Origin of the sequence: Bradyrhizobium sp. RT6a (assembly GCF_040547675.1) — a bacterium.
Lineage (GTDB): Bacteria > Pseudomonadota > Alphaproteobacteria > Rhizobiales > Xanthobacteraceae > Bradyrhizobium.
In genome coordinates this window covers 560,457-587,134 of record NZ_JBEPQC010000002.1, presented here as the reverse complement: position 1 = coordinate 587,134, position 26,678 = coordinate 560,457, and the positions used below count along the sequence as shown (strand labels likewise).

Annotated in this window: 27 protein-coding genes; 15 read left to right on the top strand and 12 right to left on the bottom strand. The window is 63.8% G+C overall.

The genetic code is table 11. The annotated features are described in order from the left end of the window. Positions 1-9 precede the first annotated feature (9 nt). The gene (locus tag ABIC03_RS12575) at positions 10-987 is read right to left on the bottom strand and encodes an NADPH:quinone oxidoreductase family protein (protein ID WP_354058438.1); all 978 of its coding nucleotides are present in this window, start codon (positions 985-987) and stop codon (positions 10-12) included. After that, a complete protein-coding gene (locus ABIC03_RS12570) occupies positions 987-1,595 on the bottom strand; it encodes a 2-hydroxychromene-2-carboxylate isomerase (protein WP_354058436.1) in 609 nt (202 codons plus the stop codon). The genes ABIC03_RS12575 and ABIC03_RS12570 overlap by 1 nt, the downstream gene beginning before the upstream one ends. A gap of 109 nt (positions 1,596-1,704) precedes the next feature. Between ABIC03_RS12570 and ABIC03_RS12565 the strand changes: the two genes are divergently transcribed. Beyond that, on the top strand, positions 1,705-2,727 hold the full coding sequence (locus tag ABIC03_RS12565; RefSeq protein WP_106944562.1) for a methionine synthase: 1,023 nt from the start codon (positions 1,705-1,707) through the stop codon (positions 2,725-2,727). 4 nt (positions 2,728-2,731) lie between these two features. Beyond that, positions 2,732-2,959 (top strand): hypothetical protein, encoded by a 228-nt coding sequence (locus tag ABIC03_RS12560; RefSeq protein WP_354058434.1) that lies wholly within the window; start codon positions 2,732-2,734, stop codon positions 2,957-2,959. On the opposite strand, the gene ABIC03_RS12555 is transcribed toward ABIC03_RS12560, so the two are convergent. The 3 genes from ABIC03_RS12555 to ABIC03_RS12545 all read right to left on the bottom strand — a co-directional run bounded on the left by ABIC03_RS12555 (position 2,956) and on the right by ABIC03_RS12545 (position 4,976). Continuing rightward, positions 2,956-3,573: a hypothetical protein gene (locus ABIC03_RS12555; protein ID WP_354058432.1), complete on the bottom strand. Its 618-nt coding sequence runs from the start codon at positions 3,571-3,573 to the stop codon at positions 2,956-2,958. The two genes, ABIC03_RS12560 and ABIC03_RS12555, sit on opposite strands and share 4 nt — an antisense overlap. Before the next feature lie 101 nt (positions 3,574-3,674). Beyond that, on the bottom strand, positions 3,675-4,202 hold the full coding sequence (gene gpt / locus ABIC03_RS12550) for a xanthine phosphoribosyltransferase (RefSeq protein WP_007602504.1): 528 nt from the start codon (positions 4,200-4,202) through the stop codon (positions 3,675-3,677). 36 nt (positions 4,203-4,238) lie between these two features. Then, on the bottom strand, positions 4,239-4,976 hold the full coding sequence (locus ABIC03_RS12545; protein ID WP_275170163.1) for a competence/damage-inducible protein A: 738 nt from the start codon (positions 4,974-4,976) through the stop codon (positions 4,239-4,241). Between the two features lie 277 nt (positions 4,977-5,253). Here ABIC03_RS12545 and ABIC03_RS12540 point away from each other — a divergent pair, with 277 nt between their 5' ends. From ABIC03_RS12540 to ABIC03_RS12520, 5 genes are all read left to right on the top strand, one after another. Further along, positions 5,254-6,672, top strand: coding sequence for a circularly permuted type 2 ATP-grasp protein (locus tag ABIC03_RS12540; RefSeq protein WP_275170162.1), 1,419 nt, complete (start codon positions 5,254-5,256; stop codon positions 6,670-6,672). Between the two features lie 4 nt (positions 6,673-6,676). Next, positions 6,677-7,621, top strand: a complete 945-nt coding sequence (locus ABIC03_RS12535) for an alpha-E domain-containing protein (protein WP_007611898.1) — start codon at positions 6,677-6,679, stop codon at positions 7,619-7,621. A 109-nt stretch (positions 7,622-7,730) separates the two neighbouring features. Then, positions 7,731-8,579 (top strand): transglutaminase family protein, encoded by an 849-nt coding sequence (locus ABIC03_RS12530; RefSeq protein ID WP_354058428.1) that lies wholly within the window; start codon positions 7,731-7,733, stop codon positions 8,577-8,579. Positions 8,580-8,702: 123 nt separating this feature from the next. Then, positions 8,703-9,461 (top strand): proteasome-type protease, encoded by a 759-nt coding sequence (locus tag ABIC03_RS12525; RefSeq protein ID WP_027518752.1) that lies wholly within the window; start codon positions 8,703-8,705, stop codon positions 9,459-9,461. Between the two features lie 26 nt (positions 9,462-9,487). Further along, complete coding sequence (locus ABIC03_RS12520; RefSeq protein ID WP_275170160.1) at positions 9,488-10,246, top strand: SDR family oxidoreductase; 759 nt, start codon at positions 9,488-9,490, stop codon at positions 10,244-10,246. Positions 10,247-10,400: 154 nt separating this feature from the next. Here the strand turns inward: ABIC03_RS12520 and ABIC03_RS12515 are convergent, their stop codons facing one another. Continuing rightward, positions 10,401-11,639 carry an MFS transporter gene (locus ABIC03_RS12515; protein ID WP_354058425.1) on the bottom strand — a complete coding sequence of 413 codons (1,239 nt, stop codon included), beginning with the start codon at positions 11,637-11,639 and terminating at the stop codon, positions 10,401-10,403. A gap of 157 nt (positions 11,640-11,796) precedes the next feature. Between ABIC03_RS12515 and ABIC03_RS12510 the strand changes: the two genes are divergently transcribed. Continuing rightward, complete coding sequence (locus ABIC03_RS12510; protein ID WP_354058423.1) at positions 11,797-13,047, top strand: NupC/NupG family nucleoside CNT transporter; 1,251 nt, start codon at positions 11,797-11,799, stop codon at positions 13,045-13,047. Positions 13,048-13,173: 126 nt separating this feature from the next. Here the strand turns inward: ABIC03_RS12510 and ABIC03_RS12505 are convergent, their stop codons facing one another. Further along, positions 13,174-14,244 carry a threonine aldolase family protein gene (locus ABIC03_RS12505; RefSeq protein ID WP_354058421.1) on the bottom strand — a complete coding sequence of 357 codons (1,071 nt, stop codon included), beginning with the start codon at positions 14,242-14,244 and terminating at the stop codon, positions 13,174-13,176. A gap of 27 nt (positions 14,245-14,271) precedes the next feature. Then, on the bottom strand, positions 14,272-15,267 hold the full coding sequence (locus ABIC03_RS12500) for an amino acid ABC transporter substrate-binding protein (RefSeq protein ID WP_354058419.1): 996 nt from the start codon (positions 15,265-15,267) through the stop codon (positions 14,272-14,274). 70 nt (positions 15,268-15,337) lie between these two features. Here ABIC03_RS12500 and ABIC03_RS12495 point away from each other — a divergent pair, with 70 nt between their 5' ends. Beyond that, positions 15,338-16,258 (top strand): LysR substrate-binding domain-containing protein, encoded by a 921-nt coding sequence (locus ABIC03_RS12495; RefSeq protein ID WP_354058417.1) that lies wholly within the window; start codon positions 15,338-15,340, stop codon positions 16,256-16,258. 148 nt (positions 16,259-16,406) lie between these two features. Then, a complete protein-coding gene (locus ABIC03_RS12490; RefSeq protein ID WP_354058415.1) occupies positions 16,407-18,533 on the top strand; it encodes an O-linked N-acetylglucosamine transferase, SPINDLY family protein in 2,127 nt (708 codons plus the stop codon). 12 nt (positions 18,534-18,545) lie between these two features. On the opposite strand, the gene ABIC03_RS12485 is transcribed toward ABIC03_RS12490, so the two are convergent. Together ABIC03_RS12485 and ABIC03_RS12480 are read right to left on the bottom strand one after the other, a co-directional pair. Further along, complete coding sequence (locus ABIC03_RS12485; protein ID WP_354058413.1) at positions 18,546-19,085, bottom strand: cupin domain-containing protein; 540 nt, start codon at positions 19,083-19,085, stop codon at positions 18,546-18,548. 155 nt (positions 19,086-19,240) lie between these two features. Then, positions 19,241-19,528: an usg protein gene (locus ABIC03_RS12480; protein ID WP_007602477.1), complete on the bottom strand. Its 288-nt coding sequence runs from the start codon at positions 19,526-19,528 to the stop codon at positions 19,241-19,243. 378 nt (positions 19,529-19,906) lie between these two features. Here ABIC03_RS12480 and ABIC03_RS12475 point away from each other — a divergent pair, with 378 nt between their 5' ends. Both ABIC03_RS12475 and groL read left to right on the top strand, forming a co-directional pair. After that, positions 19,907-20,221 (top strand): co-chaperone GroES, encoded by a 315-nt coding sequence (locus ABIC03_RS12475; RefSeq protein ID WP_007611913.1) that lies wholly within the window; start codon positions 19,907-19,909, stop codon positions 20,219-20,221. A gap of 44 nt (positions 20,222-20,265) precedes the next feature. Then, the gene (gene groL / locus ABIC03_RS12470) at positions 20,266-21,906 is read left to right on the top strand and encodes a chaperonin GroEL (protein WP_007602475.1); all 1,641 of its coding nucleotides are present in this window, start codon (positions 20,266-20,268) and stop codon (positions 21,904-21,906) included. 240 nt (positions 21,907-22,146) lie between these two features. On the opposite strand, the gene lepB is transcribed toward groL, so the two are convergent. Together lepB and ABIC03_RS12460 are read right to left on the bottom strand one after the other, a co-directional pair. Continuing rightward, positions 22,147-22,893, bottom strand: a complete 747-nt coding sequence (gene lepB / locus ABIC03_RS12465) for a signal peptidase I (protein ID WP_354058411.1) — start codon at positions 22,891-22,893, stop codon at positions 22,147-22,149. 109 nt (positions 22,894-23,002) lie between these two features. Beyond that, a complete protein-coding gene (locus ABIC03_RS12460) occupies positions 23,003-23,836 on the bottom strand; it encodes a LysR family transcriptional regulator (protein WP_354058409.1) in 834 nt (277 codons plus the stop codon). 124 nt (positions 23,837-23,960) lie between these two features. Between ABIC03_RS12460 and ABIC03_RS12455 the strand changes: the two genes are divergently transcribed. The 3 genes from ABIC03_RS12455 (at position 23,961) to ABIC03_RS12445 (ending at position 26,664) form a co-directional block, all read left to right on the top strand. Continuing rightward, positions 23,961-24,554, top strand: a complete 594-nt coding sequence (locus ABIC03_RS12455; RefSeq protein ID WP_354058407.1) for a cysteine hydrolase family protein — start codon at positions 23,961-23,963, stop codon at positions 24,552-24,554. 13 nt (positions 24,555-24,567) lie between these two features. Further along, positions 24,568-25,206 carry a glutathione binding-like protein gene (locus ABIC03_RS12450; RefSeq protein ID WP_354058405.1) on the top strand — a complete coding sequence of 213 codons (639 nt, stop codon included), beginning with the start codon at positions 24,568-24,570 and terminating at the stop codon, positions 25,204-25,206. 111 nt (positions 25,207-25,317) lie between these two features. Continuing rightward, the gene (locus ABIC03_RS12445; protein ID WP_354058403.1) at positions 25,318-26,664 is read left to right on the top strand and encodes a caspase family protein; all 1,347 of its coding nucleotides are present in this window, start codon (positions 25,318-25,320) and stop codon (positions 26,662-26,664) included. Positions 26,665-26,678 lie beyond the last annotated feature (14 nt).

The window sequence follows — 26,678 nt, the reverse complement described above, 5'->3', positions numbered from 1 at the left end:
ACGGCACGGTCACTCCATCACCAACGCCACGCGCCCGATCGCCTTGCGATCGATCAGCAGCCGCATGGCCTTCGCATAGTCCTCCAGCGGCAGGCGGTGCGAGACGTTGGGGCGCAGCTTGCCCTCCTCCGCCCATTCGAGCAGCGCCTTCAGGCGCACCTCGCCGAGCGCGGGATTTTTCCGTACCGCCTCACCGGCGCGCACGCCGAGCACGCTGGCGCCTTTGATCAGCAAGAGATTGGTTTTCGCCGAGCCGATGCCGCCGGTGAAGCCGATCACCAGCAGCCGCGCGCCCCAGGCGATGCAACGCATCGAGCTCTCGAACACTTCGCCGCCAACGGGATCGAACACCACGTCGGCACCGCGACCGTCGGTGATACGTTTGACGGCATCACGAAACGGCTCGCGGTCGTAGCGCACGAGATGATCGGCGCCGCGCGCCTTGGCGATTGCGAGCTTTTCGTCGCTGGACGCGGTCGCGATCACGGTCGCCCCCAGCATCTTGCCGATCTCGACGGCAGCAAGGCCCACGCCGCCGCCGGCGCCATGCACAAGCAGCACCTCGCCCGGCGCAACCCGGCCGCGATCGATCAGCGCGTGATAGGCGGTGCCGTGCCCGGCGAGATAGGTCGCAGCTTCCGCATAGTCGAACGTCGATGGCATCGGCGTGAGCTGCGATGGCATCACCACCGCTTCATCCGTGAAGGCGCCGTGCCGCATCTTGACGATGACCTTGTCGCCGACGGCAACACCGCCCGCCTCTGCGCCGACCTCGGTCACGTCGCCGGCCGCCTCCATCCCCGGCGTGAACGGCAACTCGGGCTTGAGCTGGTATTCGCCGGCCGCCATCAGCACGTCGGGGAAATTCAGGCCCGCGGCACGGATCGCGACGCGCACTTCGTCCGGCTTCAGGTCGCGCGACGGAAACTCTTCGAGCTGCATTTTTTCGGGTGCACCGAGCGCGCGGCAGACGACAGCCCGCACCATCAGGCTGCGCTCGCCTTGCCGCGCAGCAGCGCCTCGCGGATCAACGGCAGGCGGTCATTGCCGAAATACATGTCGGTCTTGCCGACAAAGATCGTCGGCGAGCCAAAGCCGCCGCGGGCGACGACCTCTTCGGTGTTGGCCTTGAGCTGATCTTTGATCCCCTGCCCGGAAATGCCCGCGAAGAAATTCTGCTCGTCGACGCCGACCTTCCTGCAGATCTCCGCGAGCACTGCGTCCTGCGAGATGTCCTTGTCCTCGCCCCAATAGGTCTCGAACACCGCCGTGGCGAAAGGCACCGTTTCCTGCCCGAGCCAGATGCAGCCGCGCATCGCTTTCACGCTGTTCACCGGAAACACCGTCGGCGGCATCTTGATCGCGAGACCGGCCGAGCGGGACCAGTCGGCAAGATCCTTTTTCATGTAGCGCGCCTTCAGCGGCACCGGTGTCTCACGCTGCGCATAGACACTTGGGTTGACCGTATTGAAGATGCCGCCAACCAGGATCGGCCGCCAGACGATCTCCGCGCCAACCTCCCTGGCCAGCGGCTGGATGTTGTGGAAGGCAAGATAGGTCCAGGGGCTGGAACAGTCGAAGAAGAATTCGATCATGGCGTTTCCGGTCCGGCGCCGCCGGTTTCAGGCGACTTTTGTTGTTCTGTACCTCGACGTTAAGACATGGCAGGAAGGGGCGCAATCATAACTCGCCGAGAGGGCCGCCATGCTGTTTCCAACCACGATCGCCGGCTCCTTGCCGAAGCCGGAATGGCTCGCCGAACCCAATATGCTCTGGGCGCCCTGGAAGTCGCAAGGCGACGAGCTCGTCCGTGCCAAGCGCGATGCGACGATGCTTGCCGTCAAGGTCCAGGAGGACGCTGGCATCGATATCGTCACCGAGGGCGAGCAGGCCCGGCAGCATTTCGTCCACGGTTTCCTGGAGAAGATCGAGGGCATCGACTTCGCCCACAAGGTCGAGATGGGCATCCGCAAGGATCGCTACAAGGCGATGGTACCGCAGGTCGTCGCCCCGCTCCGGCTGAAGAGCCGCGTCCACGCCGACGAGGCGCGCGTCGCCCGCGCGCACACGCGGAAGAAGCTGAAATTCACCCTGCCCGGCCCAATGACCATCATCGACACCATTGCCGATCGCTACTATGGCGACCGCGTCAAGATGGCCTTTGCGTTCGCCGAACTCCTGAACGAGGAAGCCAAGGCGCTCCAGGCCGACGGCGTCGATCTCGTGCAGTTCGACGAGCCCGCCTTCAACGTCTACATGGACGAGGTCAACGACTGGGGCATCAAGGCGCTGGAGCGCGCGGCGCAGGGCCTGACCTGCGCCACCGCCGTGCACATCTGCTACGGCTACGGCATCAAGGCCAACACCGACTGGAAGGAAACGCTCGGCGCGCAATGGCGGCAGTACGAGCAGATCTTTCCCGCGATCGACGCGAGTCCGATCCAGCAGGTCGCGATCGAGTGCCGCAACTCGAAGGTGCCGCTCGACCTGCTTGCCCTGCTCAAGTCCAAGATCGTGCAGGCCGGCGTGATCGACGTCGCCAGCGACACGGTCGAGACCGCCGAGGACGTCGTGCAGGTGATCGACGCGGTGTCGAAATTCGTACCCAAGAGCAACATCATCGCCACCACCAATTGCGGCATGGCGCCGATGCGGCGCGAGATCGCCGAAGCCAAGCTGATGGCGCTCGGCGCCGGTGCCGCGCTGGCCCGCGAGAAGCTGGGTTAAGGATGTGATCCGTCTGGCGTTCACCATCGCAGCGCTTGCCGCGTTGGCGCTGCCTGCGCATGCAGAGGATCGTTCGGTGCTTCTCAATTGCAAGGCAACCGTGGAGCGTACGTCGAAGGATTCGAATGCTGCGAGCGAAGCCGAGCTGACACGCTGCCGCCAGGTGATCCGCGAATGGGCACTGCGCGATGCGCGGACGACAGTGGATGAAAACGGTAAGCCGCTACGCTAGCTGCGCGCGGTCGGATGCAGCACAGGCTGATATCCAGCGATGATCGTGCATAGCGTCGAAGGCGGCGTCAGCAACATCGGGTGATCGAGGGCGCTCGTATGCGGGACGTAGCCCGCGGGTGACCACAGCAGCGCCTTGCGCTGCGCGACCAGGAAGCAGTCATCGCCCTGTTGCACCACCGCGCCGTCTGGCAATTCCGCGAGCGGCATCGGCAGCGGGTGCAAGCGCTTGCGACCATGATCGAGGCGTTCCACGTGCAGTTGCGCATCGATCTCCTTCGCACGCGCGTTGCTCACGCCATTGCCCGTCTCCCATGCAACGCGAAAGCGTTTGGCATCATCGCGACGGCAGAAGAAGCAGGGACGGTGGCCTGCGGCAAAGGCGGTAGCCTCATCGAGAAAGAACAGCTCGGTCCAGCTCCGCCGCGCCATCACGGGCCGCCGCCAGCCGCGGAATTCACACAGGCAAACGATCCAGGCCGGCGACGACCAGCGCTTCTTCAGCAGCGTCTTCGTTGCGGGGTCATGGATGATGCCGCGGTTGCCGGTGAACATCCCGCGATGTGGTGTCGCGATGATCTCGCCGGTCGGCGTGACGCGGTTTTGCAGCGGCATGCCGGCCTCCGCCCGTCATTGCGAGCGCAGCGAAGCAATCCAGACTGTTTCCGCGGACACATTTCTGGATTGCTTCGCTGCGCTCGCAATGGCGGCGATAATCACGCTGCCCCGTCGCGAAGCGGCGGGTGATAGGACAGCGCGGTGTCCCAGGGGAAGAAGATCCAGGTGTCCTGCGAGACTTCCGTGATGAAGGTGTCGACCAGGGGACGCCCCTTCGGCTTGGCGTAGACGGTGGCGAAATGCGCGTCGGGCAGCATCGCGCGCACCAGCTTGCCGGTCTTGCCGGTGTCGACGAGATCGTCGACGATCAGGAGCCCCTTGCCGGTGCCGCCGCCGAGCTTCATCACGTCTTCGGAGATGCCCTTCAGCACTTTGAGGTCGCCCTGCTTGTCGTGGTCGTAGCTGGCGATGCAGACCGTATCGATCACGCGCACGCCGAGTTCGCGGGCCACGATCGCGGCCGGCACCAGCCCGCCGCGCGTGATCGCGATCACCGCATGAAACGGACCAACCTCATTGAGCCGCCAGGTCAGTGCCCGGCAGTCCCGGTGGAACTGGTCCCACGAGACCGGAAAGGGGCGACCCGCCCGTTCTTCCGCACTCAGTTCCGGTGCTTCACCAGCCATTGTCGTCTCCTGCTTCGCCCGCCGGCAGCTAGGTTGCTAACGGGTGATGTTCAATCCCGCCAGCATTTCCTTCACGGCCGCCATTGCGGCTGCGAGCTTGTCCGCATCGCGCGAGCGCACCACCAGATTGGTGTTCGGCTTCTGCTCTTCATCCATGAAGGGATAGCTGCCGATGATGGTGTCGGGATGTTCGGCGGCAATCGCCCGCAGCGGGCCGCCGATGTCGCCTTCCCGCGCATTGGCGCGGACCGATTCGGAGAGCATGCGGACGCCCGATTTCAGCTTGGGCGATACGATGTCCATCATCGCCTGCATGATCGAGGGCACGCCCGCCATCACGATGACATTGCCGATCTTGAAGCCGGGGGCGAGGATGGTCGCGCTCTGGATCAACTCGGCACCATCAGGAATGCGGGCCATGCGCAGGCGGGCCTCGTTGAGGTCCTGCTCGCTCCAGCGCTCGCGGAAACGGGCGACCACCTCCGGGTGATGGTCGATGCCGACGCCGAACGCCTTGGCGACGCTATCAGCGGTGATGTCGTCATGGGTTGGCCCGATGCCGCCTGTGGTGAAGACATAGGTGTATCGATGCCGCAGCGCATCCAACGCGGCAATGATGTCGGGCTCGTCGTCGGAGACGACCCGGACCTCCTTCAGGTCGATGCCGATATTGGTCAGGTATTCGGCGATGAAGCCGATGTTCTTGTCCTTGGTCCGGCCGGACAGGATTTCGTCCCCAATGACCAGAATACCCGCCGTGACGATCTCGCTCATACCTCAAGTCCCTCACCTATCGGCCCGACTTTGCCGAGGTAACGCGTTGAAGTCACGCGGTTTTGCTGCCGAAATAAGCAGTCCTCAGCCATTTTTTCAGGCAAGCCGCCGGCCACTCCCGGCAAATGTCCTCTCCCCATGCTTATCGCGCTGGCCCGGCCCTTGCTACCGCATGAAAGTCATGCACTCTTGCCGCATGGCCAGGACGTTGCGGTCTTCACCAAGGCCTGGCGACCTGTCGAATGGCGCAACGCCTTGCGGAGACAAGTCGGGATCTATGGCAGTCGCGTTTGATGAAATGAACATTCCCGGTGGGGACCTTCGCCCCGCCTATCAGGAGCTGGCGCGCTGGCTCAAGGAGACGCCTCCCGAGGCGCTCGAATATCGCCGCCAGGAGGCCGAGCTCCTCTTCCGCCGTATCGGCATTACCTTCGCGGTCTATGGGGACTCCGAGTCCACGGAGCGCCTGATCCCCTTCGACGTGATCCCCCGGATCATGTCCGGCAAGGAATGGTCGCTGCTGGAGAAGGGCCTGAAGCAGCGCGTGCGCGCGCTCAACATGTTCCTGCGCGACATCTATCACGGCCGCGACATCCTCCGCGCCGAGATCGTGCCCGATGACCTCATCTTTCAGAACCCGGTCTTCCGTCCCGAGATGAACGGCCAGCAGGTGCCGCACGACGTCTACGTGCACATCGCCGGCATCGACATCGTCCGGGTCGATTCCGAGGACTTCATCGTGCTGGAGGACAATGCGCGCACGCCCTCGGGCGTGTCCTACATGCTGGAAAACCGCGAGATCATGATGCGGCTGTTTCCGGACCTGTTCGCCCGTCACAGGGTGGCGCCGGTCGAACGCTATCCGGACGAGCTGCTATCGGCCTTGCGCTCGGTGGCGCCGCAAAGCGCCTCCGGCGAGCCGACAGTCGCGTTGCTCACGCCGGGCGTCTACAACTCGGCCTATTACGAGCACTCCTTCCTCGCCGACAAGCTCGGCATCGAGCTGGTCGAGGGCCGCGATCTCATCGTCAAGAACAATGAAGTGTTCATGCGCACGACCGAGGGCGTGAAACGGGTCGACGTGATCTACCGCCGCGTCGACGACGACTACCTCGATCCCCTCACCTTCCGGCCCGACTCCGCGCTCGGCGTGCCCGGACTGATGTCGGCCTATGCGGCCGGCAATATCACGCTCGCCAACGCCGTCGGCACCGGCATCGCCGACGACAAGGCGATCTACTCCTACATGCCGGACATCGTAAAATTCTATCTCGGCGAGGAGCCGATTCTGAAGAACGTGCAGACCTGGCGCTGCCGCGAGCCGAAGGATCTCGCCTATGTGCTCGATAATTTGAGCGAACTCGTCGTGAAGGAGGTGCACGGCTCCGGCGGCTACGGCATGCTGATCGGACCTGCCGCGACTAAGGCGACGATCGAAGCATTCCGCGAAAAGCTCAAGCGCGAGCCGGAGGGCTTCATTGCGCAGCCGACGCTGGCGCTCTCGACCTGCCCGACCTGCACGGCATCCGGCCTTGCGCCGCGCCACGTGGACCTGCGGCCGTTCGTGCTCACCGGCAGCAAGAGCACCACGATCGTGCCCGGCGGGTTGACACGCGTTGCCCTGAAGGAAGGCTCCCTGGTGGTGAATTCGAGCCAGGGCGGCGGTACCAAAGATACCTGGATCCTGGACGAGTAGAGAGATGCTGTCGCGTACCGCCGAAAACCTCTATTGGCTCGCCCGCTACGTCGAACGGGCCGAGTATCTCGCGCGCACCATCGATGCGACGCTGCGCGTCACCGCGCTTCCCGCCGCCTATATCGGCAAGACCAACGAATGGGACTCGGCGCTTTTGACCGCCGGCGTCGCCGCGAGCTTCTATCAGCAGTATGAAGAGGCCAACGAGCGCAACGTCGTCGATTACCTCTCGTTCTCGGCGGACAACCCGTCCTCGATCAGGAATTGCATCGAGGCGGCGCGGCTGAATTCGCGCTCGGTGCGCACAGCGCTGACGAGCGAGATGTGGGACACCATCAACTCGGCCTGGATCGAATTGCAGGAAGTCTGGAGCAGAGGGACCTCCACGCGCGAGGACCTCGCAAAATTCCTGCGCTTCGTGCAGGAGACCTCGCTGCGTTTCGACGGCTCGGCCTACCGGACCATGCTGCGCAACGACGCCTACTGGTTCTCGCGGATGGGCCTGCATCTCGAGCGCGCCGACAACACCGCGCGTATTCTCGACGTGAAATACCATGTGCTGCTGCCCGAGGAGGAGCATGTCGGCGGCCCGCTGGATTTCTACCAGTGGACCTCGATCCTGCGCTCGGTTTCGGCGCTGACGGCCTATCACTGGGTCTATCGCGAGACGCTGAAACCCTGGTTGATCGCGGATTTGCTCATCCTCAACGATTCGCTGCCGCGTTCGCTCGCAAGCTGCTACGGCAATCTCGTGCGCAATCTCGATCAGATCGGGGTCGCCTATGGCCGCCAGGGCCCGGCCCAGCGCCATGCCCGCGGCATCCGCAACCGGCTGGAACACAGCAATATGAACGACATTTTCCAGCATGGCGTGCATGAATTCATTCAGGAATTCATCTCGGACAATTCCAGGCTGGGCGAAATCATCACGAAGCAGTATTTGATCTGATCTTCTGTCATTCCGGGATGGTCCGTAGGACCAGACCCGGAATCTCGAGATTCCGGGTTCGATGCTGACGCATCGCCCCGGAATGACCATTTAGAAATCACGGTCCCCCATGCGCCTGCGAATCCTGCACACCACGACCTATCGCTACGAGCCGCAGGCCACGAGCGTGATCCAGATCCTGCGCATGACACCCGGCAGCCATGACGGGCAATATGTGGCGGAGTGGCAGATCGACGTGTCGACCGACACCAAGCTCGACACCCACGAGGACGCGTTCGGCAACGTCACCCATGTGCTGTCCTGCGGACCGGTCGGCGACATCAAGATCATCGCCGAGGGCCTGATCGAGACCCACGACACCGGCGGCGTTCTGCGCGGCGCCGATGAGCGCTTTCCGGCCGGCATGTTCTTGCGCGCCACCGACCTCACCACGGTCAATCCGGCGATGCATGTGGTCGCTCGCCAGCTGCGCAGCGAGGCCGAGAGCGACACGCTCGGCTTCCTGCATACGCTGATGACGCAAATCGGCGATCACATGACCTTCGACGAGGACCCCACCAACAGCGGCACGTCGGCGGCGGAAGCGTTCACGCTCAAGCGCGGCGTCTGCCAGGACTACGCGCACATCTTCATCGCCTGCGCCCGCAGCGGCGGCGTGCCGGCGCGATTCGTCTCCGGCCACTTCCTGCGGTCGGACGGCACGGTGCATCAGGACGCGGGCCATGCCTGGGCGGAGGCTTATGTTGACGGTCTCGGCTGGGTCGGCTTCGATCCCGCCAACAGCATCTGCGCCACCGACGCCCATGTCCGCGTCGCGATCGGGCTCGATTATCTCGGTGCAGCCCCCGTGCGCGGCACCCGCTATGGCGGCGGCGCCGAGACGCTGTCGGTGGCGGTCAAGGTCGAGCAGGCCGGCCGCAGTGGCCAGTCGCAATCGCAGTCCCAGCGGCAGAGCTGAGCCGCGCCGCGCGCGGCCCTCACCCACGGTCGGTTTCCACCCTGCCGCCCCGCGGCAATCGGGGGTTGGAGCGGCCCTTGAAATTGGCTAGTAATTCGGCGCAAACGCGTTCGGGGACCGGAAATGACCTATTGTTGCGGAATTCTGGTTCGGGACGGTCTGGTGATGATCGCCGACACCCGCACCAATGCCGGCCTCGACAACGTCTCGACCTTCCGCAAGCTCCACATCTTCTCCAAGCCCGGCGACCGCATCATGGCGATCGCCAGCGCCGGCAACCTCGCCGTCAGCCAGTCGGTGCTCTCGACGCTGACCGAGGGCCTCGAAGACCCCAACACGGGTGAGATCGAGACGCTGATGAACGCGCCGACCATGTTCCAGGCCGCCCAGCGCATTGGCCGGGCGATCCGGGCCGTGCACGCGACCGAGGGGCCGGCGCTCAAATCCGAGGACGTATCGTTCGACGTCTCCTTCCTGTTCGGCGGCCAGATCAGCGGCGCGCGCATGCGCCTGTTCATGGTCTACACCGCCGGCAATTTCATCGAATGCACCACCGACACTCCCTATTTGCAGATCGGCGAGCACAAATACGGCAAACCGGTGCTCGACCGCGCCATGCATTACGACGTCGAGCTCTACGAGGCGCTGAAGACCGGGCTGATCTCGATGGACTCGACCATGCGCTCGAATCTCGGCGTCGGCCTGCCGATCGATGTGCTGGTGGTGCGCGCCGACGCCTGCGAGGCCGATCTCAACCACCGCATCGAGGCGGGCGAGCCCTATTTCCACGATTTGCGCTCGCGTTGGTCAGCGGCCTTGCGTGCCGCGCATCAGAACATTCCGCGGCCGCCCTACAAGAACGAAAAAGAATCCAAAACCTGACAGCTTAAGAGAAAAGGCAGGAAACGATGAGTGAAGCGAAAAAGATCGCAGTGGTGACGGGCGCCGGCACCGGAGTCGGGCGCGCGGCGTCACTGGCGCTGATGAACACAGGCTTCACCGTGGTGCTGGTCGGGCGCCGCATGGAGATGCTCGAGGAGACCGCCAAGCTCGGCCCCGCCGGAAAGAGCCTCTGCGTCACCGCCGACATGACCAAGCCGGACCAGATCGCCGCGCTGTTCGACAAGGTGAAGGCGACCTATGGCCGGCTCGACGTGCTCTTCAACAATGCCGGCATGGGCGCACCGCCAGTGAATTTCGAGGATCTCAGCCTCGAGCAGTGGCAGGCGGTGGTGAATACCAACCTCACCGGCCCATTCCTGTGCACCCAGCACGCCTTCCGCATCATGAAGGACCAAAGCCCGCGCGGCGGCCGCATCATCAACAATGGCTCGATCTCGGCGCATGCGCCGCGGCCGTTCTCTGCCGCCTACACCTCGACCAAGCACGCCATCACGGGCCTGACCAAGGCGTCCAACCTCGACGGTCGCATGTACGACATCGCGGTCGGCCAGGTCGACATCGGCAACGCCGCGACACCCATGACCGACCGCATGGTCAACGGCCCCGGCGTGCTGCAGCCCGACGGAACGTCGAAGCAGGAGCCGCGCATGGACGCGAAAGCGGTCGGCGATGCCGTCGCTTACATGGCCGGTCTGCCGCTCGATGCCAACGTGCTGACCATGACTGTGATGGCAACCAAAATGCCGTTCGTGGGACGGGGCTGATCGCCGCTCTCGTGCCCCGGACGCAGCGCGGCATGCAATGACGCGCTGCTGAGCCGGGGCCCACGCCTCCGCGACCTCGTTCCTGGCGTTCTGGGTCCCGGGTCTGCGGCGCGTCACTTCGTGCCGCACCGCGTCCGGGACATGCGACCTTCCGCTACTCCAGCGTTTCCACCTGTCGCAGGCTCGGGAACAGCTTCATCCACAACAGCGCCACCGCGACCGTGCAGACGCCGCCCAGCACGGCTGCCGGCATGGCGCCGAACAGTGCGGCGGCCACCCCGCTCTCGAACTGGCCGAGCTGGTTGGAGGCGTTGATGAAGAGAAAGTTCACCGCACCGACCCGGCCGCGCATCTCGTCGGGGGTCGCGAGCTGCACCAGCGAGAAGCGGATCACGACACTGATCGTATCGGCCGCGCCGAGAACGGCGAGCGCGAGCACCGACAGCCACATCCAGGACGACAGCGCGAACACGATCGTTGCAACGCCGAACACGATCACGGCCTGAAACATGCGAAGGCCCACATGCCGCGAAATGGCGTGACGGGCCAGCACCATGGTCATCAGCAGCGCGCCGACCGCGGGCGCGGCGCGCAGGATGCCGAGCCCGACCGGACCGGTCTGGAGGATGTCGCGGGCATAGATCGGCAGCAGCGCGGTGACGCCGCCGAACAGCACCGCGAACAGATCGAGCGAGATGGTGCCGAGGATCGCTGGATTGCGCCGGATGAAACGGACGCCAGCGAAAATATTGTCGGCGCCCGCCATGTCCTTGGCGACCGCCTGCGGACGCGGCCGGATGAAGCCGGTCAGGATCATCCCGAAGATCCAGAACAGCACCATCACCGCGTAGGCGAGATGCGGCGCGACCGCGTAGGCAAAACCGCCGAGCGCCGGCCCTGTAATGGTCGCGACCTGCGCCGCACCGCTGGAGACGGCGGTGGCGCGCTGGAGCGAGCCCTGCGGCGCAATCGCCGGCAGCAGCGCGGCGGTGGTCGGACTTTCGAAGGCTCCGGCAATGCCGAGCACGAAGGTTGCCACGAAAATCTGAACTTCGCTGACCAACCCGAGATAGGTGATGACGCCGAGATAGAGCGCGGTCGCGGCTTCCACGAGCTGGCAAAGCTGGACCACACGCTTGCGCTCGTAGCGGTCGGCGGCATGGCCGGCGACGAACACCAGCAGCGCGGTGGGCAGGAATTGCACGAGGCCGACCATGCCGAGGTCGAAGGCCGAGCCGGTGAGATCGTAGATCTGCCAGCCGATCGCGACCGCCGCGATCTGGCTGGAGAAACGCGACAGGCTGCGCGAGAGCAGAAAGAACAGAAAGGCGCGATGGGAGAGGAGCGCGCGGGCACTGACCGGCGGGTTTCCCGATATTGGCTGATCTGGCATCGCCTCTTCGGTCACGCTCGGACTATCCGGCTCCTGATGTCATGTGCTCCGGGTGGCTGACGCGGACCTGCTTGTCAACAGCGGGACGCTCCGACAATCTCCCGGCATTGCGTTTGCAACGCAGAGGTGGCCATAATCATCGGGGTTTGGGGACATCATGCTGCAGCTGCAATCGGCACTCGGCATTTTCGCATTGCTGTTGATCGCCTTGGGACTGAGCGAGAATCGCCGCGCGGCCTCGCTGCGCCACGCGGCAATCGGCCTCCTCGCCACCTTCGTCACCGCGATCGTTCTCCTGAAGGTGCCCGTCGTCGCGCGCGCCTTCGGTGCCGTCAACGACGCGGTGGGCGCGATTTCGGCGGCCTCGCGCGCCGGCTCCTCCTTCGTGTTCGGCTATGTCGGCGGCGGTCCCCTGCCCTTCGACCTGAAAGCACCGGGTGCCGATTTCGTCCTGGCGTTCCAGGCGCTGCCGATCGTGCTGGTCATGAGCGTTCTGACGACGCTCTTGTTCTATTGGCGCGTGCTGCCGCCGGTGGTGCGCGGCATGGCCTGGCTGCTGGAGCGGACGCTCGGCGTCGGCGGCGCGGTCGGGCTCTCGACCGCCGCCAACATCTTTCTCGGCATGGTCGAGGCGCCGCTGTTCGTGCGGCCTTATCTCGCGCAGATGACCCGCAGCGAGTTGTTCCTGGTGATGACCGGCGGCATGGCCGGCATCGCCGGCACGGTGCTGGTGCTGTATGCGACGCTCCTTGCTCCCCTCATTCCTGACGCAGCCGCGCATTTCGTCATCGCCTCGGTGCTGGGTGCGCCGGCCGCGATCCTGGTCAGCTTGATCATGGTGCCCGAGACATCCGACAAGCGCACCGGCGGGGCACTGGAAGATCCCGAGATGGAAGTCTCAGGCACGATGGACGCGATCGTGAAAGGGACCGGCGCGGGGATCGAGCTGCTGATCAACATCGTCGCCATGTTGCTGGTGCTGGTGGCGCTGGTCTACCTCGTCAATGCGGTCCTCGGCCTGCTGCCTGATATCGGCGGCGCTGCGATCTCGTTGCAGCGCCTGCTCGGCCTCGTGATGGCGCCGGTGTGCTGGCTGATGGGATTGCCGTGGGACCAGGCGATCACCGCCGGCAGCCTGATGGGAACGAAAACCGTGCTCAACGAGCTGATCGCCTATGTCGACTTCTCGAAGCTGCCGCCCGGCACCCTCGATCCGCGTTCGCGCCTGATCATGCTCTATGCGATGTGCGGCTTCGCCAATTTCGCCAGCCTAGGCATCATGATCGGCGGTCTCGGCGTGATGGCGCCGGAACGGCGCGAGGAAATCAACGCGCTCGGGCTGAAGTCGATCGTGTCGGGAACGCTGACGACGTGTCTGATGGGAGCGGTGGTGGGCGTGCTGACGTAGTAACGATCTCGTAGCCCGGATGGAGCGCAGCGCAATCCGGGAAAGTCTATCCTCGCAAGCAGCGGCCCTGGATTTCGCTGCGCTCCATCCGGGCTACAGGAGACGCGATTCACATCGTCGGATGCGCTAAGCCAAAACTCCAGCCACGGTGCGAAATGCCATGACCGCGCGATCAATATCCGCATCATCGATATGGCGATGGGTCACACAACGCAAGCGATGCTTGCCCCAAGGCCTCGCCCTCAGGCCCGCCTCTTCGAGAGCCCCCGACCACACGGCGCTGTCGCGCCCGGAGAGAGAGACATCAACCTGCACGATATTCGTCTGCGGGATTGTCGCGCTGATCTTTGGATGCATCCCGTTCAACGCATCACTCAGGGCTCGCGCACGCCGGTGATCCTCCGCCAGATGCGTCCCCATGACCTGAACCGCCTCCAGGCCGGCCGCAGCCAGGATGCCGATCTGGCGCTGCGTGCCTCCCAGCATGCGGCGAAACCTGCGGCTGCTGTCGATCACCGCGCGCGGCCCGGCGAGCACGGCACCGGCGGGTGCGCTCAGGCCCTTCGACAGACACAGAGAAACCGTGTCGCAATGTCTCGCAACCTCGGCCGGCGCCGTTTCAAGCGCGACGGCGGCGTTGAACAGGCGGGCGCCATCGAGATGCACCGGGACACCGCGGGCCGAGGCCATGGCGTGCACGGCGTGCATATGATCCAGCGGCAATACGGCGCCGCTCGCGTTGTTGTGCGAGGTTTCCATCGCGACAAGAGCGGTCCCGAGCTTGAGCCCTTCGCCTTGCAAGGCGTCCTCCAGTAAATTCAGGTCCATTGCGCCGGCGGTGCCGGCAATTGCGAGGTAGAACTGCCCGGTAAACGTCGCCGCCCCGCGTTCCGAGGTGTACATGTGGGCATTCGATTCCAGCACGATCTGTTCGCTGCGCTGCGACTGCGCCAGCGTCGCCAGCAGATTGGCCATGGTGCAACTCGGCACAAACAGGCCGGCGTCCTTGCCCAACGCCGCAGCTGCGACGGCCTCCAGTTCCTGCACCGTGGGGTCACCGTCCAGCCCGTCATCGCCGAGCGGTGCAGAGGCCATGCGGGCATACATCGCCTCGGTCGGCTTGGTGACGGTATCGCTGCGCAGGTCGATGGGTGGCAACCCGGCGCCCGCCGGCTTCGTGTCGTGTTGATGTGCCATTGCGAGATCTCTAGAGCGCTTGTCGCATCATTCGTAGACTGCCGGTTCGCCGGAATCGGTCGGGTTGGCCAACGCCCGCTTGAGGGCGGCGCTCATCGGAAATTTCAGGTTGAGGCCATGCGGCGGGATCGGTGAATTGAAATATTTGTCGTAGAGCGCCGCAATCTGCCCGCTCTTCATCAGGTCGATCACGGCATCGTCGACCATCTTCTTGAAAGCAGGATCATCCTTCGGTTCGACGATACCATAGGGCGCCGTCTCAAGACTCTTGCTACCGATCAGGAATTCATCCGGCGTTCTGGACGAGGCGACCGTGGCAAAGGCGAGACCGTCATCGTTGGCAGTGCCGGCCACCCGGCCCGTCGACACCAACAAGAAGGTCTCGGCGGTGTCCTTGGCCGGCACCACCGTGATGCCGAGATTGTCCTTGGCATTGATCAGCGTAATCACCTTGAAAGTCTGGCCGCCGGCCTGGGCGGCGATAGCCTTGCCACGAAACGAAGCCGGGTCGTTGACATCGACCTCGCCATCCTTGCGCGCGACGAGAACAACCTGCGCAACGAAGGTGGTGGGAGCAAAGGCAACGAGTTTGTGCCGCTCGACATTATTGGTCGTGTTGCCGCATTCGAGATCGATCGTCCCGTTGGCGAGCAGCTGAATACGTGTCGCCGAGGTTATGGGGTTATAGCGAATCTCGAGCTTGGGGAGCTTGAGGGCCGTCTTGATCGCCTGCACCACCTGTTCACAGATTTCCACGGTGTAACCGATCGGCTTCTGGTTACCGTCGAGATAGGCGAAGGGCACCGAGGTCTCGGGGTACCCCAACGTGATCGAGCCGCTCTCACGGATCTTGTCCAGCCGGCTCGCACCCTGCGCCATGGCCTCGCTGGAAAGAAGAACACCAGCGACAGTCGCCGCGGCCAGTGCCTTGATCATTGTCGCTTTCATATGTCCCCTCTTGTCGCGAATGTCCGTCCACGGTGGGTGAGCACCCACAGGACAGCTCCGTGCGAACAGCTTCATGCTCTGGACTATCGTCCAAAAGCTCGATCTGATGAAATTCCAGTTTCATACTCTCCTATACGGATTTGATATGGCCACCAGACGCATGGGCCTGAAGCATGTGGAGGCTTTTCGGGCGGTCTTCGTGACGGGATCGATGACGCAGGCGGCTCAGCGCATGCATACCTCGCAACCCCAGATCAGCCGCCTGATCGGACAGCTGGAAGCGATCACACAATTCCCGCTGTTCGACCGCAGTGGCGGCCGGCTCCGCTCGACGGTGGACGGATCGCGCTTTTTCCAGGAGGTCGAGAAGACTTTCATCGGCTTGGCGGGACTGGAGGCCAGCGCAGCCAGCATCCGCTCGTTCGGTATGGGTCGGTTAAGCGTTGCGGCGATGCCGCGCCTGGCCGGCGGGCTGCTGACGCGCATCGCGGCACGCTTCAAGGTGGACTATCCGCATGTGATGATCTCGATCCGATCCGGCACGGCGAGCGCCGTGCACGACTGGGTCAGTTCCGGGCTTTGCGACACCGGATTGGCGATGCTCTACGGCGAGGTTGCGGGGGTGCACGTCGAGCCGGTGCTCAAGACGCGTTGCGTCGCGATCATGCCGAAGGCACATCGTCTTGCGCAGAAGAAGACGCTGCGCCCTGGCGATTTCGCCAACGAGCCCTTCATCTCCTTCGCCACGGGGAGTCCACTCTACGATCGCATCGATACGATCTTCGCGCAGGCAGGCGTCACGCGCCGCATCGTTGCGGAGACCGATCTGGGCGCATCGGTCTGTGCCCTGGTCGCGGCGGGCCTCGGCATTAGCATCATCAACCCGATTGCCGCGCATGACGAAAGCTCTGGCGCGGCTCTGATCACGCGCCCCTTCAACCCGGCTGTCCCCGTTACGATCGCACTGCTCTATCCACCTTATGCCGCGCGCGCCCGGTTGATCGATGCCTTCAGCGAATATGCTCGCAAGGTCATGAGCGCGGAATTGGGCTATCTCGAGCGGTAGTGGGCCGATCCGCCGCGAGGAAATCAACGCGATCGGGCTTCGTGAAGCTTGTGTGAGGCTGGCGCCCTCGCAGCTCCGATGGAGCGCAGCGCAATCGTGACAATCCTTCCATGTTAATCTCGTCGGGAGATTCGGGTGGGATTGATTCATGAGCAACAGCGCAGGCCAGCGGGCATTTCAAAATGCCCGGCTTCAGAAGCGGCAAAAAGCCGAGGTGACGCCGTTGCTCGCGCGCGCCCTCCAGCTGCACAAGGCGGGACTTCTCCCCGAGGCCAAGACGGCCTATCGCGAACTCCTGGATCTCGCGCCCAACCAATTCATCGCGCTGCATCTGCTCGGCGCTTTGGAGTCCGAAGCCAAAAACTATCAGCAAGCTCAAGTTCTGCTGAGCCGAGCGGTTGCCGTGGATCCGCGATCTGCCGAAGCTCATATGAGTTTGGGCGTCGCGCTCAACGGGCTAAAACGTCACAACGATGCCCGCGAGAGCTATCGGAAGGCCCTGGCCTTGCGACCCAATTACGCCTTAGCGCTATCCAATCTCGGGAACGCGAGCGCGGCCCTCGAACTTTACCAGGAAGCGCTCGAGAGCTACGACAAGGCGCTCTCAATCGACGGAAGACTTTCCGAAGCCCATAACGGCCGGGGTTGGGCGCTCTGCCGTCTGCGCGCCTATGACGAGGCGATCGCAAGCTTAAACCGCGCGCTATCGGTCAAGCCTGACTATGCCTCGGCGTTGTCGACCCGCGCCGTTGCTTTGCGAGAACTTCAGCGATTTGATGAAGCCATGGCGGATTGCAATCGAGCAATCGCGCTTGCACCCGGCGACGCGAATGGGTGGCTGTGGCGGGCCAGTATCTTGCTCCTGACCCGGCAAGTTGCCGAAGCACTGTCCGATTGCGAGAAGGCTCTCGCGACCGATCCCGGCTTCGCTCAGGCTCACAGCCTGCTCGGCCAATGTCTCGCGGCACTTGGCCGGGTCGACGAAGCCCTCGCCAGTTTCGACAGAGCTATCGACATCGAGCCTGATCAGAGCACGATCTCGAGCAAGATATTCACCCTCGATTTTGTGGCGGACGCCAGCGTTGCGCAGCATCAGCAAGCGCGACATGTATGGTGGGAGCAGATTGGTGCGAAGATCGCTTCGGCAGCGGCGGCACCGCATGAGAACAGCCGCGATCCAAATCGCCGTCTGGTGCTGGGTTATGTCTCGTCGGATTTTCACACACATTCAGCGGCGTTCATTTTCAAGCCGGTCCTACAGCACCATGATCGGGCACAGTTCGAGATCGTGTGCTATGCTTGTTCAGCGAAAACGGATGCGACGACTCGCGAATTTCAGGGGATCGCCGATCGCTGGCGCGACGCCTCGCAATGGTCCGACGATCGCCTTGCCGCTCAGATCCGCGCCGATGGCGTCGATATCCTGATCGATCTGTCCGGCCATACCAGCGGAAACCGCCTCGGTGTGTTTGCGCGCAAGCCGGCACCTGTCCAGGCGCATGGCTGGGGCCACGGTACCGGCACCGGGTTGCCAACGATCGATTATCTATTCTCGGACCCGGTCGCGATACCTGTCGCGGTTCGGCACCTGTTTGCGGAGACCATCGTAGACCTGCCGTGCTTCGTGACGTTGGCGCCGCTGCCGGCCGGGATTGCTCGGGCGCCGACGCCGGCGATTGCGAACGGCTTCATCACATTCGGTGTTTTCAACCGCATCAGCAAGATTTCGAACGAGGCGGTGGAAGTCTGGTCCAGGATTCTCGAGCGGGTGCCGGGTTCGCGACTGCTGATCAAGGATACTGCGCTGGACGCTCAGCTGGTCCGCGACAATCTGCTGGCGCGGTTTGCCGCTTGCCGGCTGCCGGCCGAACGCGTCGATCTGCTCGGAGCCACGTCACGAGACGAACATCTGGCAGCGTTCAATCGCGTCGATATTGGCCTCGATCCATTCCCGCAGAATGGCGGCGTCAGCACGTGGGAAGCCTTGCAGATGGGCGTGCCGGTGGTGGCGAAGCTCGGTCACAGCCTGCCAAGCCGTGCTGCCGGTTCCATCCTCACCGCGCTGGGCCTGCCGGAGTGGGTCGCGGAGAGCGACGAGGCCTATGTCGAAATCGCAGCGAGCCGTGGGTTGCAGATCGGCGAGCTCGATAAGTTGCGCGGCGAACTGCCCGGGCAGATCAGGGCTGCCGCCGCCGGCAACCCCGTCTCATACGCGCAAGCGGTGGACGATGCCTATCGCGCGATGTGGAAACGCTATTGCAACGACCGCGGCTGATCTCCGCCTCGCCTACGCCTTCAACTCCACCGTCCTGAACTCCGCCGGCAGGATCACCTCAAGCAGCTCGACGTCGTCCGAATAGTCCAGGATCATGTGCTTGATCTTCGGCGGCTGGGTCCAGGCGCTGCCTTCCTTCATCAGCGTCTCGCCCTCTCCGTCCATATAGGTCTTCACCCAGCCCTTGAGCACGTAGACCATCTGGAATTCGACGTCGTGGAAGTGCAGCTTCGACACCTCGTCCGGATTGCAAGGGCCTTGCAGCCGGATCACGTGCGCCTGCGCGAGGCCGTGGCTCGCGGCGGCGATGCCGAGATCGCGATACTTCGCGTAGGTACGGAGGCCGTCGGCCTTAAAGTCTTCCTCGCGGTGGTGGCTGATCGCAATGCGCTGCTTGGGCCGCGCCGGTTTCTTGACGGATGACTTTGCCGTTGTCGTGCGGGCTTTCGCCTTCACCGCCTTGCGCGCCGAGGATCGTGCGGCGGGTTTGGCCCCGCTTCGCTTCTTCACCGCCGCCTGCGATGCGCTACGCGATTTTGCTTTCTTGGTCATGGGCGGTCTCCCCTGTTGTTATGGGGAGAGGCTAGCACAGAATGCGAGATCCTGGGGTGGGTTAGCGCTCACGTAACCCACCAGTTCTTTCCGCAACCGTTGAAGCACGGTGGGCTTCGCTGAGGCTAACCCGCCGTACAGCACCGCGCTCGCCTTCAATGCAACCGGAATACGCCGTCCACCGCGCGCAGCTCGGCCGGCTTGATCAGCTTGGAATGCGCGACCGTGACCGAGAATAGCGGACCGTCGAGCTTCTTCTGCCAGAACGCCAGGAAATCCGTCAGCGCTGGAAATTTCGGAAACATGTCGTAGTTCTGCCAGACATAGGTCTGGAGCAGCGAGCGATGATCCGGCATCCGGTAGAGAATTTCGGCCGTCGTCAGCCCGTAACCCAGCACCTGTTTCCGGAAGTCGTCGGAAACAACCCCAACTCGCGAGACCATGCCAACCTCCTTTGCAGGAGCGCATATTCAAGGGGTGGCTTTCCGGTACGCGCCCTACGAGCCACCCGGTGGAGATGCGCTCACATGAGTGAAATGTGACGCAAACTGACAATCCATCTCAAGCCCAAAAGTTTAACAAGCTGTTGAAATTCAATGCGTTAGCAGCAGATGCGGCTCCCTGCTAGTACGGGCGCCGAGCGCGATTAACGATGGAAAGAGATTTTGGCAGGCAGCGCTTCCGAGTGCTATTTTTCTGCTACAAGCCCTTGCTCCCGCCAAAATCCTGCCTTATCTCAGCTGTGCCTGTGCTAGCACTCGCCGGCACAGACTGCTAACAATCCAAAATTCCCAACTCGTGCAAAAGCTTAGGAGAACTGCATGAATTTCCGTCCGCTTCACGACCGCGTCGTGGTCAAGCGCATCGACGCAGAAGAGAAGACCGCTGGCGGCATCATCATTCCCGACACGGCGAAGGAAAAGCCCTCGCAGGGCGAGATCGTCGCCGTCGGCCCGGGTGGCCGCGACGAAGCTGGCAAGCTGATCCCGATCGACCTGAAGGTCGGCGACCGCGTGCTGTTCGGCAAGTGGTCCGGCACCGAGGTCAAGATCGACAACGTCGACCTGCTGATCATGAAGGAAAGCGACATCATGGGCGTCCTCGACGTCCCCGCTTCCAAGAAGAAGGCGGCCTAAGAGCCCCTCTCTTATCCAGTTAAACACCTAAGGAAAAAATCCAGATGGCAGCTAAAGAAGTCAAATTCTCCGTCGATGCGCGCGACAAGATGCTTCGCGGCGTCGACATTCTCGCCAACGCGGTGAAGGTCACGCTCGGTCCGAAGGGCCGCAACGTCGTGCTCGACAAGTCGTTCGGCGCTCCCCGCATCACCAAGGACGGCGTCACCGTCGCCAAGGAGATCGAGCTCGAGGACAAGTTCGAGAACATGGGCGCGCAGATGGTGCGCGAAGTCGCTTCGAAGTCCGCTGACGCGGCCGGCGACGGCACCACCACCGCCACCGTGCTGGCCCAGGCGATCGTGCGCGAAGGCGCCAAGTCGGTTGCCGCCGGCATGAATCCGATGGACCTGAAGCGCGGTATCGACCTCGCGGTCGAAGCCGTCGTTGCGGACCTCGTCAAGAACTCCAAGAAGGTCACCTCGAACGACGAGATCGCCCAGGTCGGGACCATCTCGGCCAACGGTGACGCGGAGATCGGCAAGTTCCTCGCCGACGCCATGAAGAAGGTCGGCAACGAGGGTGTCATCACCGTCGAGGAAGCCAAGTCGCTCGAGACCGAGCTCGACGTCGTCGAGGGCATGCAGTTCGACCGCGGCTACATCTCGCCCTACTTCGTCACCAACGCCGACAAGATGCGCGTTGAGATGGACGACGCCTACATCCTCATCAACGAGAAGAAGCTCTCCTCGCTGAACGAGCTGCTCCCGCTGCTCGAGGCCGTGGTGCAGACCGGCAAGCCGCTGGTGATCGTCGCCGAGGACGTCGAAGGCGAAGCGCTTGCGACCCTGGTCGTGAACCGTCTGCGTGGCGGCCTCAAGGTCGCGGCCGTCAAGGCTCCGGGCTTCGGCGATCGCCGCAAGGCCATGCTGCAGGACATCGCGATCCTGACCGGCGGCCAAGCGATCTCGGAAGATCTCGGCATCAAGCTCGAGAACGTCACGCTCAACATGCTCGGTCGCGCCAAGAAGGTGATGATCGACAAGGAGAACACCACGATCGTCAACGGCGCCGGCAAGAAGGCCGACATCGAAGCGCGCGTGGCGCAGATCAAGGCGCAGATCGAGGAGACCACCTCGGACTACGACCGTGAGAAGCTCCAGGAGCGTCTTGCCAAGCTCGCGGGCGGCGTCGCGGTGATCCGCGTCGGCGGCGCGACCGAGGTCGAGGTGAAGGAGCGCAAGGATCGCGTTGATGACGCGATGCATGCGACCCGCGCTGCGGTCGAGGAAGGTATCGTTCCGGGCGGCGGCGTCGCCCTGCTCCGTGCCTCCGAGCAGCTCAAGGGCCTGCGCACCAAGAACGACGACCAGAAGACCGGCGTCGAGATCGTGCGCAAGGCGCTCTCCGCGCCCGCTCGCCAGATCGCGATCAACGCCGGTGAAGACGGCTCCGTGATCGTCGGCAAGGTCCTCGAGAACAAGTCGTACGCCTACGGCTTCGACTCCCAGACCGGCGAATATGTCGATCTCGTCAAGAAGGGCATCATCGACCCGACCAAGGTGGTCCGTACCGCGATCCAGAACGCAGCCTCGGTTGCGGCGCTCCTGATCACCACGGAAGCCATGGTCGCCGAGTTGCCCAAGAAGGGCGGCGCCGGTCCGGCGATGCCCCCGGGCGGCGGCATGGGCGGCATGGACTTCTAAGTCCAGCCATTCCGGCAAACGACAAAATGCGAAACCCCGGCAGCGATGCCGGGGTTTTTGTTTTTGCAGGATCGCTTCGCGCGCCCCATGATCACAGCCCTTAGCCCGGATGGAGCGCCGCGCAATCCGGGGCACGGTGTCCGGCGCAGGCAGTTCTCCTGGATTACGCTGCGCTCCATCCAGGATACGAACTCATGTCATGCAGGCGCCGCGCAATGCCCCCGGGATGGCGGGCGGGCCTCACCACACCTTCCCCAGCCGCTCCAGATGCGGCTCGCCGTGTTGGTCGAGCGACCAGAATATCCGCGTCACCTTGCCGACCAGATTGTCCATCGGCACGAATCCGATCGACGACATCACGCGGCTGTCGCTCGAGTTGTCGCGATTGTCCCCGAGCACGAAGAAATGGCCCGGCGGTACGGTATAGACGTCGGTGTTGTCGTAGTAGCCGTTGTCGACGCAGTCCTGCGTGACGTAGGACGCGCCGTTCGGCAGCGTCTCGCGCCAGCGCTTGGCCTTCGCACCGTCATCCACGCCGCAGGTGGAGCCGGCAACCACCGCCTTCAGGGCAACGCGTGTCACCGGGCGGTCGTTGAGGATGAGCTGGCCCTGCCGCATCTGGATGCGATCACCGGGCAGCCCGACCACGCGCTTGACATAGTCGACTGAGGTGTCCTTTGGCGTCCGGAACACGACGATGTCGCCATACGCGGGCTCGGTGGCCCGGAAACGCCCAGAGATCCATGACGGCGCGAAAGGAAACGAATAGCGGCCATAGCCATAGGCATATTTTGCGGCAAAGACGTAGTCGCCGACCACCAGCGTCGGCGTCATCGAGCCGGACGGGATGTTGAACGGCTGGAACAGGAAGAAGCGAAACAGGAACGGCGGCGACCACAGCACCGGGATCAGGAGGATCAGGATGACGATCGCCTTCCATTCCCGCACCTTGGGCTGCGGGTGGATGGTTTCCTGGAGAGTGGTCATGCGCCTGCCCTGATCAAGCCCGTAGCCGTTGCGAGATTACGCAACCCTCGCGCGCGCGCAATCCCATAGCTTGGTCGCGCCGCTCGCGGATCGCGTTCACGGGTCGCAATCAGCCGCGCGCGAGATCGCTGAAGCAGCGGCGGATCCATTCGATGGTGAGCCGCGTCGCCGGATCGCGCTTGAGATGGTTCTGCACCAGCAGCCAGACGTCGCGGCGCCCAGGCAGCAGTGTGGCGCGCAGGGGGCGATCGCCGAGCAAGTCTGCGCAGACGTGCTCCGGCAACACGCCGGCGGCCTGATGTGCGCGGATCAGGTTACGGATGACGCGAACGTTGTCGGTGACGCAGCGCGCGCGGGCTTTCTTCGTGCGCAGGAATTGCATCTCGGGAATGGCACCGAGCTCGTCGGGATAGGCGCACAGCATCGGCTCGCCCTCGGTCGTAACAGGCTCGAAATAATAGAGCTTGACGTCACCGAGTCTGGAGATCGCGAAGTCGCCCTTGTCGGGCTTGCGCAGCCGGATAGCGAGATCGGCTTCCCAGCGCGAGAACTTGACGTTCTCGCTCGAGGTGAGGAATTGCAGCGTCAGGCCCGGATTGGCGCGCAGGAAGTCGCTCGCGCGCGGCGACAGGACCTCCTCGGCGACCGTGTTGGTGGAGGCGATACGCAGGCGTCCCACCGGGCCAGCCAGACTCTCGCCGACGCGACCGATCTCGGCGGCATGTGCGGCCATCGCCTCGACATGCGCCAGCACCGCCTCGCAATGGCGCGTCGGCCGGCGCTGGCCGTCCACCGCATTGAACAGCGGCACGCCGAGATTGCGCTGGATCCGTGCAAGCCTGCGGCCGACGGTGGTCTCGTCGATGCGCAGCCGTGCGCTGGCGCCGGCATAGGTGCCCTCGTCCCTGACCGCGGCGATGATGCGCAGATCGTCCCAGTTCATGGCGATGAGCCTAGCAGGTCTCCTGCAAATTTGCAGCCGTATGCTGCAATAGTCCTGCACATTGGCAGGCCCCGGCCGCGCTAGTGTCACGCCGTCCGATATTTCTTAGGAAGGCCCGACCCGCATGACCGCTCCAAAAACCCTGCTTGAATTGTCCGGCGCCGATCTCAATCCGCCCAGGCTCGCCGATTCCTGCCTCGTGCTGATCGACATCCAGAACGAATATTGCGCCGGCCCGCTCGCCTTGCCGGATGCGGAGCCCGCGATCGCCGCCGCCGCGCGCCTGCTCGCCCGCGCGAGGGCGAGCGGCGCTGCGATCTTCCATATCGCGCACAAGGGACGTGCGGGCAGCCTGTTCGACCGTGAGGCCGCGCGCGGCGCGATCGTCAGGAACGTGGCGCCGCTCGCCAGTGAAGCCGTGATCGAAAAGGCGCTGCCGAACGCTTTTGCCGGCACCGACCTGCAGGTCCGACTGGCCGCAACCGGACGCACCAACATCGTGCTGGCCGGCTTCATGACCCATATGTGCGTCAGCTCGACCGCCCGCGCCGCGCTCGACCTCGGCCTGCGCACGACGATCGCGGCCGATGCCTGCGCCACACGAGATCTTCCCGATGGCCGCGACGGAGCGCTCTCCGCAAGGATCATCCACGAGGTCGCCCTGGCCGAATTGTCGGACCGGTTTGCGATCATCGCGCAAACCGAGATATTGACCTGAAGGAGCGTGGGCGATGCTGCAACTCTATTTCTCCCCGATGGCCTGCTCGCTTGCGAGCCGCATCGCGCTGATGGAAGCGGGCATCGAGGCCCGCTATCATCCGGTCCATCTCCAGACCAAGCAGGTCGTCGACGACGGCAGCGATTTCCTCGGCGTTTCGCCGAAGGGCGCCGTGCCGGTCCTCATGCTGGAGAATGGCGAACGGCTGACCGAAAGCGCGGCGGTGCTGCAATACATCGCCGATCTGAAGCCGCAGGCGGGCCTTGCACCCGCGTTCGGAGATCCCGACCGCTACCGTCTCCAGGAATGGCTGAGCTTCATCGGGGCCGAGATCCACAAGGCATTCCTGTTTCCAACCTTCTGGTACAAGGACGACGCCTCGCTCGCCAAGCCGCGTGCAAGGATAGCGCAGACATTATCGATGCCTGCGACGCATCTGGCGGGCCGCGAATTCCTCGTCGGCAACAGCTTCACCGTCGCGGATGCCCACCTCACCTGGGCTTTGCTGCTGCTCCGGCCGGCGGGCGTCGACATCGCGCAATGGCCATCGTTGTCGGCGTACCTCGCGCGCATGCAGGCGCGACCGGCCGTGCGGGACGCGATTGCGACCGAAATGGCTGTGCGCAAGATGATGGCGGCGAGCCCGGCGTGACAGGATGTCACGGCCGCGAAATCCGAGCGTTTTCTCTGGCAAGGCATTGATGTCGGCGCGGCATGCGCTAATCTGGAAGGATATTTTTCGACATTTCCTTGGAAGGCATTCATGCGTGCTCTTTCCAGATTTTGCCCGGCCGGACTTTGCCTCACCCTCCTGGCCTGCTGGCTTTTCCTTGCACCTGCATCGGCGGAAACCCGCGTCGCGCTGGTGATCGGCAATGGCGCCTATGCCAGTACGGCGAAGCTTCCCAATCCGTCGCACGATGCCGAAGACGTCGCCGCCTCGCTCAAGCGCAGCGGCTTCGAGGTGCTCCAGGGCATCGACCTGCGCCAGGCCGACATGCAGGACCTCACCATCCGCTTCGCGCGCGCCGCGAGCAAGGCCGACGTCGCGATGTTCTACTACAGCGGCCATGCGATGCAGTACAACGGCGTGAACTATCTGATGCCTGTCGATGCCGTGCTGAGCGACGAAGCCGACCTGAAGCGCTTCGTGCGGGTCGACGACATCGTGAACGATCTGCAGCAGGCCAAGAACCTGCGCATCCTCATCCTCGATTCCTGTCGCGACAATCCACTGGCCGACATGCTGAAGCGCTCTGCGACTCGCGCCGCCTCGATCGGGCGTGGCTTGTCGAAAGTCGAAGCACCGCGCGGCACGATCGTTTCGTTCTCAACCCAGTCCGGGCAGACCGCGGCCGATGGCAGCGGTCGCAACAGCCCCTACACGACGGCGTTCCTGAAGCACATCGAGGAGCCGCAGGAGATCGGCGAGGTCTTTCGCGACATCAGCAGCGACGTCTACGATTCCAGCGGCAAGACCCAGCTCCCGGAGCTGTCGCTATCGATCATCGGCAAGTTCTATCTGAACGGGCCGGTGTCGATCACGGTGGCGCCGGCGGCGCCGCAAGCCGCACCCCGGGCTGACCCTTGCGCGGCAGCAGAAGCGCACTGGAAGGCCGCGGACGGCATCGGCACGCTTGGCGCCTACGAGGACCATCTCACGAGATTTCCGAATTGCATCTTCGCTACGCTTGCCAAGGCACGGATTGAGAGCCTGAAGCAGAAGGTGGCGCTCGCGCCTGCAACCGGCAATCCCCGTAGCACCAAGGATTTCGACGGCAATTGGGACGTGACGTTAAACTGCCCGCCTACCGGCAAGGCGCAGGGCTTCACCAGGGCCCTGTCTGCCACGGTCGCGAACGGCGTGTTTCACGCTGACGCCCAGGGCCAGGGCGCCGTCAACCGCCTGGAGATCGATGGCCAGATCCCCGCGGACGGCAAGACGACTTTGAGCGCGCGCGGAACGACGGGGGCGAGCACCTACACCCTCAACAACCTCGCGCCCGGCTCGCCCTACGCCTTTACGGTCGATGCGCAGTTCGATCGCACCCGCGGCAGCGGCAAGCGCAACGAGGCGCGTGCCTGCAATCTGGTCTTCGTCAAACGCTAGCCGCGCATCGTCCA

Excerpts from the sequence above, each read along its gene's own strand:
- ABIC03_RS12450 (WP_354058405.1), top strand. The coding sequence starts at position 24,568 with ATGCTGCAACTCTATTTCTCCCCGATGGCCTGCTCGCTTGCGAGCCGC.
- ABIC03_RS12555 (WP_354058432.1), bottom strand. The coding sequence starts at position 3,573 with ATGCCGCTGCAAAACCGCGTCACGCCGACCGGCGAGATCATCGCGACA.
- ABIC03_RS12460 (WP_354058409.1), bottom strand. The coding sequence starts at position 23,836 with ATGAACTGGGACGATCTGCGCATCATCGCCGCGGTCAGGGACGAGGGC.
- ABIC03_RS12520 (WP_275170160.1), top strand. The coding sequence starts at position 9,488 with ATGAGTGAAGCGAAAAAGATCGCAGTGGTGACGGGCGCCGGCACCGGA.
- ABIC03_RS12500 (WP_354058419.1), bottom strand. The coding sequence starts at position 15,267 with ATGAAGCTGTTCGCACGGAGCTGTCCTGTGGGTGCTCACCCACCGTGG.
- ABIC03_RS12490 (WP_354058415.1), top strand. The coding sequence starts at position 16,407 with ATGAGCAACAGCGCAGGCCAGCGGGCATTTCAAAATGCCCGGCTTCAG.
- ABIC03_RS12515 (WP_354058425.1), bottom strand. The coding sequence starts at position 11,639 with ATGCCAGATCAGCCAATATCGGGAAACCCGCCGGTCAGTGCCCGCGCG.
- ABIC03_RS12485 (WP_354058413.1), bottom strand. The coding sequence starts at position 19,085 with ATGACCAAGAAAGCAAAATCGCGTAGCGCATCGCAGGCGGCGGTGAAG.
- ABIC03_RS12480 (WP_007602477.1), bottom strand. The coding sequence starts at position 19,528 with ATGGTCTCGCGAGTTGGGGTTGTTTCCGACGACTTCCGGAAACAGGTG.
- ABIC03_RS12575 (WP_354058438.1), bottom strand. The coding sequence starts at position 987 with ATGGTGCGGGCTGTCGTCTGCCGCGCGCTCGGTGCACCCGAAAAAATG.
- ABIC03_RS12510 (WP_354058423.1), top strand. The coding sequence starts at position 11,797 with ATGCTGCAGCTGCAATCGGCACTCGGCATTTTCGCATTGCTGTTGATC.
- ABIC03_RS12475 (WP_007611913.1), top strand. The coding sequence starts at position 19,907 with ATGAATTTCCGTCCGCTTCACGACCGCGTCGTGGTCAAGCGCATCGAC.
- gpt (WP_007602504.1), bottom strand. The coding sequence starts at position 4,202 with ATGGCTGGTGAAGCACCGGAACTGAGTGCGGAAGAACGGGCGGGTCGC.
- ABIC03_RS12530 (WP_354058428.1), top strand. The coding sequence starts at position 7,731 with ATGCGCCTGCGAATCCTGCACACCACGACCTATCGCTACGAGCCGCAG.
- ABIC03_RS12545 (WP_275170163.1), bottom strand. The coding sequence starts at position 4,976 with ATGAGCGAGATCGTCACGGCGGGTATTCTGGTCATTGGGGACGAAATC.
- ABIC03_RS12565 (WP_106944562.1), top strand. The coding sequence starts at position 1,705 with ATGCTGTTTCCAACCACGATCGCCGGCTCCTTGCCGAAGCCGGAATGG.
- ABIC03_RS12540 (WP_275170162.1), top strand. The coding sequence starts at position 5,254 with ATGGCAGTCGCGTTTGATGAAATGAACATTCCCGGTGGGGACCTTCGC.
- ABIC03_RS12570 (WP_354058436.1), bottom strand. The coding sequence starts at position 1,595 with ATGATCGAATTCTTCTTCGACTGTTCCAGCCCCTGGACCTATCTTGCC.
- lepB (WP_354058411.1), bottom strand. The coding sequence starts at position 22,893 with ATGACCACTCTCCAGGAAACCATCCACCCGCAGCCCAAGGTGCGGGAA.
- ABIC03_RS12525 (WP_027518752.1), top strand. The coding sequence starts at position 8,703 with ATGACCTATTGTTGCGGAATTCTGGTTCGGGACGGTCTGGTGATGATC.
- ABIC03_RS12535 (WP_007611898.1), top strand. The coding sequence starts at position 6,677 with ATGCTGTCGCGTACCGCCGAAAACCTCTATTGGCTCGCCCGCTACGTC.
- ABIC03_RS12495 (WP_354058417.1), top strand. The coding sequence starts at position 15,338 with ATGGCCACCAGACGCATGGGCCTGAAGCATGTGGAGGCTTTTCGGGCG.
- groL (WP_007602475.1), top strand. The coding sequence starts at position 20,266 with ATGGCAGCTAAAGAAGTCAAATTCTCCGTCGATGCGCGCGACAAGATG.
- ABIC03_RS12455 (WP_354058407.1), top strand. The coding sequence starts at position 23,961 with ATGACCGCTCCAAAAACCCTGCTTGAATTGTCCGGCGCCGATCTCAAT.
- ABIC03_RS12445 (WP_354058403.1), top strand. The coding sequence starts at position 25,318 with ATGCGTGCTCTTTCCAGATTTTGCCCGGCCGGACTTTGCCTCACCCTC.
- ABIC03_RS12505 (WP_354058421.1), bottom strand. The coding sequence starts at position 14,244 with ATGGCACATCAACACGACACGAAGCCGGCGGGCGCCGGGTTGCCACCC.